General features: G+C 68.9%; 12 protein-coding genes and 3 pseudogenes. 5 read left to right on the forward strand and 10 right to left on the reverse strand.

The features are described 5' to 3' along the window. From Ahu01nite_RS36725 to Ahu01nite_RS36765, 9 genes and pseudogenes are all read right to left on the reverse strand, one after another. A pseudogene (locus Ahu01nite_RS36725) lies at window positions 1–260 on the reverse strand (hypothetical protein); the annotation flags it as partial. Between the two features lie 85 nt (window positions 261–345). After that, window positions 346–1,155, reverse strand: coding sequence for an ABC transporter permease (locus Ahu01nite_RS36730; RefSeq protein ID WP_203841338.1), 810 nt, complete (start codon window positions 1,153–1,155; stop codon window positions 346–348). Window positions 1,156–1,165: 10 nt separating this feature from the next. After that, the gene (locus Ahu01nite_RS36735) at window positions 1,166–1,915 is read right to left on the reverse strand and encodes an ABC transporter permease (RefSeq protein ID WP_203841339.1); all 750 of its coding nucleotides are present in this window, start codon (window positions 1,913–1,915) and stop codon (window positions 1,166–1,168) included. Between the two features lies 1 nt (window position 1,916). After that, on the reverse strand, window positions 1,917–2,837 hold the full coding sequence (locus tag Ahu01nite_RS36740; RefSeq protein ID WP_203841340.1) for an ABC transporter ATP-binding protein: 921 nt from the start codon (window positions 2,835–2,837) through the stop codon (window positions 1,917–1,919). A gap of 43 nt (window positions 2,838–2,880) precedes the next feature. Then, on the reverse strand, window positions 2,881–3,405 hold the full coding sequence (locus Ahu01nite_RS36745; RefSeq protein WP_203841341.1) for a hypothetical protein: 525 nt from the start codon (window positions 3,403–3,405) through the stop codon (window positions 2,881–2,883). Continuing rightward, on the reverse strand, window positions 3,405–5,288 hold the full coding sequence (gene dnaG / locus Ahu01nite_RS50815; protein WP_307794680.1) for a DNA primase: 1,884 nt from the start codon (window positions 5,286–5,288) through the stop codon (window positions 3,405–3,407). The genes Ahu01nite_RS36745 and dnaG overlap by 1 nt, the downstream gene beginning before the upstream one ends. 75 nt (window positions 5,289–5,363) lie before the next feature. After that, window positions 5,364–5,555: pseudogene (locus Ahu01nite_RS51715) on the reverse strand (LAGLIDADG family homing endonuclease); the annotation flags it as partial. 498 nt (window positions 5,556–6,053) lie between these two features. Beyond that, a pseudogene (locus Ahu01nite_RS51720) lies at window positions 6,054–6,239 on the reverse strand (CHC2 zinc finger domain-containing protein); the annotation flags it as partial. Window positions 6,240–6,258: 19 nt separating this feature from the next. Continuing rightward, on the reverse strand, window positions 6,259–7,530 hold the full coding sequence (locus Ahu01nite_RS36765; protein ID WP_203841342.1) for a deoxyguanosinetriphosphate triphosphohydrolase: 1,272 nt from the start codon (window positions 7,528–7,530) through the stop codon (window positions 6,259–6,261). A gap of 180 nt (window positions 7,531–7,710) precedes the next feature. Here Ahu01nite_RS36765 and Ahu01nite_RS36770 point away from each other — a divergent pair, with 180 nt between their 5' ends. After that, complete coding sequence (locus Ahu01nite_RS36770) at window positions 7,711–9,135, forward strand: methyl-accepting chemotaxis protein (protein ID WP_239159437.1); 1,425 nt, start codon at window positions 7,711–7,713, stop codon at window positions 9,133–9,135. Here Ahu01nite_RS36770 and Ahu01nite_RS36775 read toward each other — a convergent pair. Continuing rightward, the gene (locus tag Ahu01nite_RS36775; RefSeq protein ID WP_203841343.1) at window positions 9,132–9,482 is read right to left on the reverse strand and encodes a VOC family protein; all 351 of its coding nucleotides are present in this window, start codon (window positions 9,480–9,482) and stop codon (window positions 9,132–9,134) included. The genes Ahu01nite_RS36770 and Ahu01nite_RS36775 overlap by 4 nt on opposite strands. A gap of 218 nt (window positions 9,483–9,700) precedes the next feature. Here Ahu01nite_RS36775 and Ahu01nite_RS36780 point away from each other — a divergent pair, with 218 nt between their 5' ends. From Ahu01nite_RS36780 to Ahu01nite_RS36795, 4 genes are all read left to right on the forward strand, one after another. Further along, window positions 9,701–10,078, forward strand: a complete 378-nt coding sequence (locus Ahu01nite_RS36780; protein ID WP_203841344.1) for a roadblock/LC7 domain-containing protein — start codon at window positions 9,701–9,703, stop codon at window positions 10,076–10,078. Window positions 10,079–10,124: 46 nt separating this feature from the next. Continuing rightward, window positions 10,125–11,153: a DUF4388 domain-containing protein gene (locus Ahu01nite_RS36785; protein WP_203841345.1), complete on the forward strand. Its 1,029-nt coding sequence runs from the start codon at window positions 10,125–10,127 to the stop codon at window positions 11,151–11,153. 83 nt (window positions 11,154–11,236) lie between these two features. Beyond that, complete coding sequence (locus Ahu01nite_RS36790; protein ID WP_203841346.1) at window positions 11,237–11,704, forward strand: roadblock/LC7 domain-containing protein; 468 nt, start codon at window positions 11,237–11,239, stop codon at window positions 11,702–11,704. 45 nt (window positions 11,705–11,749) lie between these two features. Next, complete coding sequence (locus Ahu01nite_RS36795; RefSeq protein ID WP_203841347.1) at window positions 11,750–12,121, forward strand: hypothetical protein; 372 nt, start codon at window positions 11,750–11,752, stop codon at window positions 12,119–12,121. The last annotated feature ends 66 nt before the right edge of the window (window positions 12,122–12,187 follow it).

The raw sequence follows: 12,187 nt of genomic DNA on the forward strand, positions 1-12,187 counted from the left end.
GGGCCGCAGGCGCGGGGGCCGGGGCCGCAGGCGCGGGGGCCGGGGCCGCAGGCGCGGGGGCCGGGGCCGCAGGCGCGGGGGCCGGGGCCGCAGGCCGTGAACCGAGAGCCGGGACCGCGAGCCCCGAACCGGTACCGCGAGTCGATGCCGCTGGCCGCGAGCCGGGAGAAGCCGGTGCCGCACCCCATCAGCCTGCGCCGCGGGCCGCGGACCCCGAGCCGGGAGAAGCCGGTGCCGCACCCCACAAGCCAACTACGCACACCGCACACCGCACGCCGCACACCGCACGCCGCACGCCGCGCGCCGCACGCCGGGGAAGGTGTACGGGGTCGGTCTGTGGGTGGGCTACTTCAGGAGGAGTTTGCCCATGCGGCGGCCGGCGATGGTCAGGCCGAGGGCGAGGGCGGCCAGGAGGTAGGCGATGTCGAGGAGTTGGAACCAGCCTGCGCTGCCGGTGGTCAGGGCTCGGATGAGGTCGACGGCGCGGTAGAGGGGGGTGGCCTCCACCAGCCAGCGGAGCGCCGCTGGGTAGGCCGTGGCGGGGACGAAGGTGCCGGAGAAGAGGAAGAGGGTGAATTGGACGGAGACGACGATGTCGAAGTCCTGCCAGCTTTTCATGTAGGTGGAGAGGGCCATGCCGAGGCCGCCGAAGGCGAAGCCGACGAGGATGGCGGCGAAGAAGGCGAGGACCGCGCGGGCGGGGGTGGTGAGGTCCATGGCGACCATGATGACCAGGAAGGCGGCGGCGTAGATGTTGCCGCGGGCCATGGCCCAGGCGAGCTCGCCGAGGGCGATCTCGATGGGGCGGATGGGGGTGGCGAGCATGCCGTCGTAGAGCTTTCGGAACTTCATTTTGCCGAAGAAGTTGAAGGTGGTCTCGGACAGCGCGCCGGTCATCGAGGACGAGGCGAGCATGGCCGGGGCTACGAACGCGGCGTATTCGATGACGCGGCCGTCGGGGAGGGTGAGATCGCCGACCAGGGAGCCGACGCCGAGGCCGATGGAGAAGAGGTAGAGGACGGGCTCCAGGAAGCCGGAGATCATCACGAGCCAGTAGGAACGGCTGAGGGTTGCCGCGTTGCGTTCGACGACGTAGCCGGAGCGGCGGGCCGCGCCCTCGTAGGAGATGAGGCGGGGCAGGACCAGGGTGACCATCAGGGGTTCCTCACAGCACGAGCCGGCGGCGGAATTGGCGTAGTGCCAGGAGCCAGCCCGCGGCCACCCACAACGCCAGATAGAGCAGGTGCCCGGCGGTTGACCAGGCCGGGGCGACGCCGAGGGTCGCGGCGCGGCTGAGGTCGACGGCGTGCCAGAGCGGGAAGACGTAGGCGACCCATTTGAACAGCACCGGCAGCGACTCCACCGGGAAGAAGACGCCCGAGAACAACGACATCGGGATGACGCCGAACCGGTAGAGGATCGACAGGTAGCTGTCGACGGTGATGGTCGCTGAGTAGGCGAACGTCGGGGTGGCCACGGCGAGGCCGACCAGCGCCGCGATCGGCAGGGTCAGCAGGGCCCACCACGAGTGCAGGGTGCCGAACGCCGCGGCGATCGCCAGGAACGCCGCCGAGCTGAGCAGCGTGCGCAGCACCACGAAGATCAGGTGACCGTCGAGGATGTCGGTGACCCGCAGCGGCGCCGCGGCCTGCGCGTAGTAGAGCCGGTCCCAGGAGAACGCGCCCATGACCGGCCAGGTGGACTCGCCGACCGCGACCTGCAGGGCCGTCGAGGCGATCAGCCCGGGGACCATCCAGTCCAGATAGGGCACACCCTCGACACCGCCGGTGACATAGGCGCCGACGCCCACGCCGAAGCCGAGCATCGTGAGCAGCGGCAGGATGAACGAGGACAGCACGCTGCCGCGCCACACCCGGCGATAGTTGATCAGGTAATACTCGAGGACGTAGAACATCTCAGTCCACCAGCGTCCGGCCGGTGAGGGTCAGGAAGACGTCCTCGAGGCTGCTGCGGCGCACCAGCACGCCGGCCGGGCTGAGCGCACGGCCCTGCACCTCGGCCACCGCCTCGTCGCCGTGCTCCACATAGAGCAGGATGCGGTCGGGAAGCACTTCGACGCGCTCGCCGATGCCGTCGAGCTTGCTGGCGAACGGCTCCTGCGACTCGGCGGCGAAGCGCAGCTCCACCACCTCGCGGGTCGAATAGCGGTCGATCAGCGCGCGCGGCGAACCCTCCGCGACGATCTTGCCGCCGTCCATCACCACGAGCCGGTCGCAGAGCTGCTCGGCCTCATCCATGTAATGCGTGGTCAGCACGAGGGTCACGCCCTGCTGCTTGAGCCGGAACAGCCGCTCCCAGACCAGGTGGCGCGCCTGCGGGTCGAGGCCCGTGGTGGGCTCGTCGAGCAGCACGATCTCCGGCTCGTTGACCAGCGCCCGGGCGATCGTCAGCCGCCGTTTCATGCCACCGGACAGCGGCTCGACCTTGCTGTCGGCCCGCTCGGTGAGCTGCACGAAGTCGAGCAACTCGTCGGCGCGCGCCCGGGCCACCTTGCGCGGGATCCCGAAGAACCGCGCGTAGGTCGTCAGGTTTTCCCGGACCGTCAGCTCCAGGTCGAGGTTGTCGAGCTGCGGGCACACGCCGAGCCTGGCCCGGATCTTCGGGCCCTCCCGCACCGGATCCATGCCCAGGATGCGCAGCTCCCCACCGGTCGGCGGCGAGACGCACCCGATCATGCGCATGGTGGAGCTCTTACCGGCACCGTTGGGACCGAGGAAACCGAACGCCTCACCGGGCTGCACGTCGACGTCGATCCCGTCGACCGCGGTGAAGCCCTCGAAGCGTTTGACCAGCCCTCGGGCGTGAATGAGAGTCACAAGCCAGACCCTAGCCAGGGGGTCTGACAAAAATCGCGTGGTTTTACGCCGGCGGGGTCGTCGCGTCCTGCGCCGAGGCCACCAGCTCATCGGTGACCTCAACAATGGGATCGGCGTCGACGGCGGTCTTGGCGTCGTACCGCACCGACCAGGTCAGACCGTCCACACCACTGACCCGCCGTCCGACAACGCGCACGCCACCCTCGGGCGGAAGAGGATGATGCGATGTGTACGCGACAGAGCGCGTGACCCGCGCCCGCACCTGGTCCGGCAACTCCCCCGGCTCGAGCAGGAGGAACCCGATCACGGGAGCGTCGACCAGGACGACGTACCCATTGCGTTGCTGGGCGATCTCCGCGGGCGTGACCATCAGCTCCCGGCCTGACCACGCCGCCTTGTGGATCTCGTGCCAGCCGAGCCGGGTGCCGTCCGGCAGCCAGAGACCACGATTCGTCGCGACCAGCACGGCGTCGTCGGCCGACGGGGCCCAGCACAGAACGCGCTCATCGGGCTCCAACGCCGGCGTCCTGTCGGCGGGCAGCTTCGGACGGCGGCGGAACAGTTTCATCACAGGGCACCTGCTGCCTGGTCGCGCAGCGCACGGGCGTGCTGCTCGAGGGAGAAGAGTTCACCGGCAAGAGCAAGATACTCGTCCTTGTGCGCGACCGGGTTGAGCCGCTGCACCTTGGACTTCAGATCCTTGATCCGGGTGGTGACCGACCCGACCTGCAGCCGGGCCAGCGTGATCTGCACATACCTCAGGTCGGCCTCGCCGTCGATGCGCATCGGCTCGACCGCCAGCTCGTTGATCAGCGCCTTGCCACCGAGGTCGTCACAGGCGTCGCGCACCGCCTCGATCCAGACCACACCATCGGTCGCGGAGGCCGTCCCCCCGGCCGCGGCGATCGCCATACGGATACTGCGCAACACCGGATCACCGTACGACTCGGGCTCGGTCGTGTCGTACATCGGCCCGGCCAGCACCGGGAACTGCAGGGCCAGCTTCAGCGTCTCCCGCTCGACCTGCCGCTGCGGGCTGTCCGGCGCCCGCCGCTGGGCGGCCACCGGAGCGTCGGGCGTCATCGCCTGGGCTACCGCGCGCTGCACCGGATCCAGGTCCATGCCGAGGTCACCGGCGAGCTTGCGGGCGTACTCCGGGCGCTTCTCCCTGTCCTTGATCTTGGCGACCAGCGGCGCGGCCTTGCGCATCGCATCGACCCGCCCCTCGACCGTGTCAAGATCGAAACGGCCCAGCGTCTGCCGCAGCGCGAAGTCCACCAGCGGCTCCCGCCTGGCGATCATGTCGCGCACGGCAAGATCACCCTTGGCCAGCCTCAGCTCGCACGGGTCCATGTTGTCCGGGCTGACCGCGATGAAGGTACGCCCGACAAAGCGCTGATCCTCCTCGAACGCCCGCAATGCCGCCTTCTGCCCCGCCGCATCCCCGTCGAACGTGTAGATGATCTCCCCGGTGAAGCTGTCGCTGTCCATCAGCAACCGCCGCAACACCCCGATGTGATCCACCCCGAACGACGTCCCGCACGTCGCCACCGCCGTCGGCTCGCCCGCCTCATGACACGCCATCACATCGGTGTAACCCTCGACGATGACCGCCCGCCCCCGCTTGGCCATCTCCCGCTTCGCGAGGTCGATGCCGTACAACACGTGAGACTTCTTGTAGAGCGGCGACTCGGGCGTGTTCAGGTATTTCGGCCCGTCATCGTCATCGAAGAGCTTCCGCGCCCCGAACCCGATGACGTCCCCGCTCAGATCCCGGATCGGCCACATCAGCCGCCGCCGGAACCGGTCGATCAGCGACCCGGACCGAGCCGGCTTGGCAAGCCCACCCGCGGTCAGCTCCTCGTGCGTGAACCCCTTCTGCCGAAGATGCTTGGCAAGCAGATCCCAGCCCTCAGGCGCGAACCCACACCCGTACTTCTCCGCAGCGTCCCGCCCGAACCCACGCTGAGCGAGGAACTCACGCGCCTTCCGCGCCCCGGCCTTACCGAGCTGATCCTGGTAGAACTCGGCGGCAGCGGCATGCGCGGAAATAAGGCGCTGCTTCTGCCCCGCCTGCGGCCGCGGCTGCCCACCCTCGCGGTTGTCGCCGAAGCTGTCATACCGAAGCTGAATCCCGGACTTCGAAGCCAGCCGCTCCAGCGACTCCACAAACGTCAGATGCTCGGCATCCATGAGGAACTTGATCGCATCCCCGCCCGCCCCACAGCCGTGGCAGTTGCCGGTGAGGATGTTGTCCTCGAGCACAAAGGCGTGGGTGCCGTCGACGACCGGGCAGAAGACCTCTTCGACCTCCCCGTGATCCTCGATCCCCTCGACCACCCAGCCCCGGCGCTCGAACTTCTTACGCCCGGCCACGAAGCGATCGCGATGAGTTTGGATGAGGAAGAATTCCTCCGGAATGTCCTCACCCATCAGCGTCAGGCGATACATCGGCCCGGTGTAGCCGACCGTGCCGTCCGGGCGCTCGACGTCCGCGAAGCCGGTCCGGGTGTACTCCCTGATGCCGTAGGTGCCGACACCGATCCGGGTGCAGAGGTCACGGACGTATTCGAGATTTTCCCGGTGGGCCGAGTTCAGAGAGATGCAGGTGTCTGCCGCGACATCACCATCCGCGGCGAAGTAGCCCGCGAGCCAGCCGTAGAGATACGAAAGCGACTCGGTGAGCGGCGGCAGATCAGTCTTGAAGTACGCCGGCATGTCTGTGACCGTGATGCGGCCTTCGGAGGCATACGTCTCGTTGAGCGGGAACCACTTCAGGAGGTCCCGGTCTTTGTCCCCGTAGAGCAGCGCCACGCTGCCCTTGTTGAGCACCGTGCCGTCCCCGAACACGATGCCCCGGGCAATGCCGAACGGCGAGGGTGACAGATGGTGGCCGCCGTCGCGGGTGGCCAGGGCCCGGGGGAAGACGTGGGCTAGACCGTCGCCTTTCTTGAGCTCCGCCGTGGTGCGTTCGAGTCGCTTCTCCACGCCCTTGCTGCGGCTGCGGATGAACCAGCGATGGTTGGTCGTGGTGCGAATCGTCTTCTTCTGGCCGTTGCGGCTCAGCTTGAGATGCACGACCGGCTGGTCGCCGAAGGAGAGGAACGGCGCCTCGACGAATCGTCCGTGCGTGGTGATGACGCGGTGGCGCCCACCTGCGAGTTCGCGGATCGGCCGGACACCCTGATCGGTGAGGACCCGGGTCTCACCCGCGAGACAGAAATACACGTTTCGAGCAGGGGAGACCGTGAACGACGGGGTCTTCTCGTCGTGGAAGGGGCACAGGCCCTTGAGGTTGCCGCCGCCTGCTGAGCGCAGCGTTACGGTCTCGCTGATGATGTCCGCGATCGAGGTCCGGTCGCGGACCAGCGCGATGTCCTCGTCCTTGACCCTGCCCGCCACGGCTACATACTGCCTCGCCTCAGCGGTCGGCTGCCACGAGGGTCCGGTGCCAGGCGACGGCGGCGGGGTCGGTGAGGCAGGCGACCTGGTCCACGATCACGCGGAGGCGGGCGACGTCGTCCGAGGCCTCGTGCCACATGGCGGCGAACATGGGGTCGAGATGGTCCGGGGCACGGCGGCAGAGTTCCGCCACCAGAGTGGTGAGGATCTCGCGCTGCTGGTCGTACCAGTGTTCGGCTGCGCGGGCTCGCATCACGTAGCGCAGGGCCATTCCCTTGAGCAGGGCGCACTGGTTGCGGGCGGTGCGGGGGACGATGAGGTCGGCGTCGTAGCGGCGGACCGGTTGCTGGTCGTGGCGGCTGCTGGTGGCGCCGACGGCGGAGGCGACGAAGCGGCCGGTGAGGGTGCTTGTCATCCGTTTGAGGGCGATCTGGGCGCGGTAGGAGCTGTCGTAGTCGCCGACGGCGAGGACGAGTTCGTCGGCGAGGAGAAGGTCCAGGGCTTCGCCGAGGTCGGCGGCGGATTCGGTGGAGTAGGTCTCGGCGACGTCGGCGCAGAGCGCTGCCCGCTCGTCGGCGTCGCGGATCAGGGGTTGCAGGGAGAGGTAGCCGCCGTGGATGCCGTCCTCGACGTCGTGCACGGAGTAGGCGACGTCGTCGGCCCAGTCCATGACCTGCGCTTCGAGGCATTTCTGGTCGCCGGGCGGCGCGGTTTCGCGTACCCAGTCGAAGATTTTGAGGTCGTCCTGATAGACCCCGAATTTTCGCTCGCCGGGGCGGCGGAGCCAGGGATATTTGCAGGCCGCGTCGAGTGAGGCGCGGGTGAGGTTGAGACCGGCGCCGTCGACCTTGGCTTCCAGGCGGGTCAGTACGCGTAGGGTCTGGGCGTTGCCTTCGAAGCCGCCGCAGGGTTGGGCGACGTCGTCGAGCGCGGCTTCCCCGTTGTGACCGAACGGCGGGTGGCCGATGTCGTGGGCCAGGCCGGCGACGTCGACGACGTCCGGGTCGCAGCCGAGCCGGGAGCCCATCTCGCGGGAGATCTGGGCGACTTCGAGCGAGTGCGTGAGCCGCGTACGCAGAAAGTCGTCAACGCCCGCCGTGTGCACCTGGGTCTTGGTCGCCAGGCGGCGGAACCCGGCGGAGTGCAGCACCCGGGCCCGGTCGCGTTCGAACTGGGTACGCCCGTAACCGCTGTCCTTGGCCGGCTCGGCAGCGAAACGTTCGGAGGACCGCGACGCGGCGAAACGTTCGGAGGACCGCGACGCGGCGAAACGTTCCGGGGACCGCGACATGGATCAAACCTTAAGGTTCGGGGGTGTGATGCCGATGACATTGTTGTGAAGATCGGGACTCGGCTGGTCGCCATGGCAGCTATCGGGGTGGCTTCGGTCGCACTGGTCGGCGCCGTTGCCACGGTGGGAACTTCTCGGCAGGATGCCGCTACCGATGATATTGCCGTCATCAGTGACGGAATGAGCCATCAGTGGAATGCCGACATGATGCACGACGGCCTGCGCGCCGATGTCATGTCCGCGATGTTCGCGACGACCGCCGAGCAGCGGAAGGCGTACGGCGTCGACGGGGTGTCCGACAACGTCACGACGCTGGTCGAGAATTACGACCTGGCTGCCAAGGAGGCTCCCGCGTCGCTGACCGGGCGCTACGCGCAGGTGCGGCCGGACGTGGTCGCGTACGGTGAGGCTGCGAAAGCCCTGGTGGCACTCGCCGAGAGCGATCATGCCGCGGCCGTGGCTCAGCTGCCCGATTTTCTGGTGAAGTTCAATGCGCTGGAGGAGACGCTCGGCGCGATCGACGAGTCGATGCTCGATGCGGTGAGTGACGCCAACGCGCGGGGCAGTGCCGCGGGTGACACCAGCACGTGGCTGATTCTGATCGCCGGTCTGCTCGGTGCGGCGCTGACGGCCGGTGCGGCCTGGCTCACGCTGCGTGCGGTCCGGCGGCCGCTGGCCCAGATGCTGACGTCACTGCGGGCGGCGGCCCACAAGGATCTGACCGTACGCGCCGAAGTGGTCAACAAGGACGAACTGGGCGAGATGGCCGAGGCGTTGAACGAGGCGCTGGGCGCGATCCGCACGACGGTGGCCGCGACCGCGGGCAGCGTCGGCACCCTCACCACCGCCAGTGGTGACCTGCAGGAACTGGCCGGGCGGCTGGACACGTCGGCCGAGCAGACGTCGTCGCAGGCGCGGACGGCGGACGGCGCGGCCCGGCAGGTGTCGGACTCGGTGACCGGGATGTCGACCGCGACCGAGGAGTTGTCGGCGTCGATCCGCGAGATCGCCCGGCAGACGTCGGACGCCGCGGTGACGACGAATCAGGCGAGCCAGAACGCCACGCGGACGGCGGCGCTGGTGGCCACGCTGAGTGAGGCGAGCCGGGAGATCGGCGACATCGTGCGGCTGATCACCGGCATCGCCGAGCAGACGAATCTGCTGGCCCTGAACGCGACGATCGAGGCGGCCCGCGCCGGCGAGCTGGGTAAGGGCTTCGCGGTCGTGGCGACGGAGGTCAAGGAGCTGGCGCAGGAGACCGCGAAGGCGACCGAGGACATCACTGCCAAGATCACTGCCATTCAGGACATGACCGGGCGTACGGCCGGAGCGATCGACGAGATCGCCGAGGTCATCACGTCGATCGACGACGGCCAGCGGACCATCGCCGCCGCCGTCGAGCAGCAGTCGGCCACGACCGAGCTGATGGCCCGTGACGTCAGCGACATCTCCGCCGCGGCGAACGAGATCAGCGGCACGGTCACCGGGATCACGGCGTCGAGCGGCGCGACCGCGGAGGGCGCGAACACGACCCGGCACTCGGCCGGGCAGGTCAGCGCCGCCGCCTCCGACATTCAGCGCCTGATCGGTCAGTTCACCGTCTAGGCCTTTGCCGCCAGTACGCAGAACTCGTTGCCCTCCGGGTCGGCGAGAACCACCCAGCCGACATCGTGCTGACCGATATCGACCGGTCGCGCACCCATGTCGACGAGCCGCTCGACTTCCGCTTCCTGATCGTCCGGGCGCAGGTCGAGGTGCAGCCTGTTCTTGACCGTCTTGGCGTCGGGAACCGGGACGAACAGCAGGCCGGGCAGCGTGTCCGGGGTGCGCCGGATCTCCACCTCATCGGGCTCCTCGTGCACGATCACGAACCCGAGCGCCTCCGCCCACCAGCGGGCCAGCCGGGCGGGATCCTCCGCGTCGACGACGACCTGTTCCCAGCTACTCGGCATAGCGCGAACCTCCCCTGAGACGCCATCGAAAGTGGCGATCATGTTACGCGCAACCCACGGTCGCACCACCGGGGAAACAACGTACGGATCGTGCGGCGCCCCGAAGTTCCGGCCTGCCAGGGATCTAAATATTTGACGCACAGCGGGTGCGACTCTCGATCTCTGCGTGGCCGCAGGATGGCCCATTGTGACGGAGGTTACCTCGGCTGAGGAGTGACGTGCCCGGGGTCAAGAAGTGTTTGCAGGAGGCCATGGCGATCCCCGGCGCGATCGGCGCCAGCATCGTCGACTACACCACCGGCTTCCCGGTCGCCATGACCGGAGCCGCACCGAACGAGGACCACGAGGCCGCGGCCGCCGGAACTGCGGACGTCGTACAGGCGGCGCAGAGCCGGTCGCTGTTCGTCTCGGCCGTACCGCACGACCTGCTCGAGGACCTGATCATCACGACCGCGGGGGGATACCACCTGCTGCGGCTCGTCCCGACCGACTTCGACAGCCGGCTGGTGCTCTATGTGTGGCTGGACCGGCTCCGCGGCAACCTCGCGGTGGCTCGCCGGCGCATGCAGACGCTCGCCGAGCAGCTCGTCGTCTGATCCCTGAAGCCCGACTCGCGAAGCCACACGGAAAAGGAGCTCAAAGGTGACGCCCGCGAAGTCCCCCGGCCCCGGCAGCCTGCTCACGCGGGTCGCCGGCGAACGGCGGACCGGTGCCCTGGTGGTCGGTGGTACGCCGGGGGGCACCGTCTATCTGGCCGAGGGTCAGGTGACGTACGCCGAGTCGGCGGCCGCCCCGGGCGTCGGCGAACTACTCACCGCGTCCGGCCGGCTGGCGGCCCGGACCTGGCAGGCCGCGCTGGACGCGGGCAGTGCGCAGGCCTCGGTCGGGCGGCTGCTGCTGGACCAGGGCCACCTCACCCAGGGCGAACTCGAACTGTGTGTGCTGGGCGCCACCTACGACGCCGCGTATTTCGCGCTCGCCGCGGGCACGGCGGCCTTCCACGAGGGCGTACGCCACTGGCTCGGCGACGTGGTCAGCATCGACGCTGCAGCGCTCAACCGGGAGTCGGGGCGCCGCATCCGCCTGCTCAACGAGATCATCGCCAACCCCCGGATCGACACCGCCGCGGTCATCCCGGTCCCCCGCCCGCCGCGCGAACGGGTCACGCTGACCGCCGCGCAGTGGGAGCTGCTGGTGCACGCCGATGGCCAGCGCACCCCGGCTGACCTGGCACAACTGCTCGGCCGTGCCGGCTTCGCGACCATTCAGGAGCTGCGCAGGCTCGCGGCACTCGGCCTGATCGAGCAACCCAAGGCCCGTGCCACCGACAATCCCGATTTTGTACGCCTGCCGCGCATGCGAGGCGCATCAGCCCCCGCCCACCGGCACGCCGCCCCGGAATCCCCCGCGGCCGGCGTCTCCATCGACCTCTCCATCGACGTCCCCCTCGACGGCGACCCCACCCGTGCCGCTGTTCCCGCCGCGGTCGCTACTTCCGCTCCCCCTGTGTCCACATCGGGCGATCCACCGGCGGAACGTCCCCGGCTCGATCGGCGCAAGCCGGGCGCGAAGCTCCCCAAGGAGATCGCCGCCGAGCCCCCGCAGCCCCACCCCGGCACCGATGAGGTGCTGCTCAAACGCATTCGCACGGCGCTGCGGGCCCTCCGGTGACCCGCGCTCCTCCCCGCTCGTGCCGCCCGGTCCCTACCGCCCGGCTCGCGGGCGCGATCCCCATCAGGAAGGAGTCCCCGAGGATGACGGTGGACCCGGCGGTACTGAAGGAACTCGGCAACCTCCGCACGAGGCTGCCCGAGCTCTCCGGCAGTGTCCTCGCCACCACCGACGGCATGGTGGTCGCCCACGACGCCCACGGCATCGAACCCGACAGCATCGCCGCCCTCGCCGCCGCGCACCTCGCCCTCGCCCGGCGCTTCGCCCACGCGGTCAACCACGGCGACCTGCGCGAATCGGTCGTCGAATGCGACGGCGGTTACATCACGTCGTACACCGCGGGCCCGAATGCCCTGCTCACCCTCGTCACGACCCGCAACGCGAACCTGGCCATGGTCCACCTGGAAGCCCGCCGGGCCGTACGCCGGCTGGTGAAGAGCCTCGTCCTTCAGGCCCCCGCCCCGGCCCGCCCGGACATCCCGTCGCAGGCCGCTCCCCTGGCCCGGCGCACCCCCATGGCCACCTTGCAAAGCACCATCCGAGGCCGTTGAGGCCGCCCACTCCCACCAACTGAACCCACCAACGGAGGAAGTCCCATGGCTGAAATGGAAACCGCACTCAAGGAAATCATGGACATCGACGGCGCCATCGGCGTCGCCCTGGTGGACCACACCAGCGGCATGGCTCTCGGCACCGCCGGCGGAGGCAAGGAACTCGACCTGACAGTCGCGGCAGCCGGCAACACGGACGTCGTCCGCGCCAAGCTCCGCGCCATGGAGATGCTCAACATCACCGAGAAGATCGAAGACATCCTGATCACCCTCGACACGCAGTATCACCTGATCAGGCCGCTCACGAGCCGCTCGGGCAAGGGCTTGTTCCTCTACGTCGCCCTGCGCCGCGACCGCTCCAACCTGGCCATGTCCCGGCACCACCTCAAGCGCATCGAGAACGACATCGACGTCTGACCGGCGCCGCCGGGGCAGGGGGAAAACCCTGCACTTCCCCTGCCCCGGCGCTCCAGACATGCCCAT

Origin of the sequence: Winogradskya humida (genome assembly GCF_016862215.1) — a bacterium.
GTDB lineage: Bacteria > Actinomycetota > Actinomycetes > Mycobacteriales > Micromonosporaceae > Actinoplanes > Actinoplanes humidus.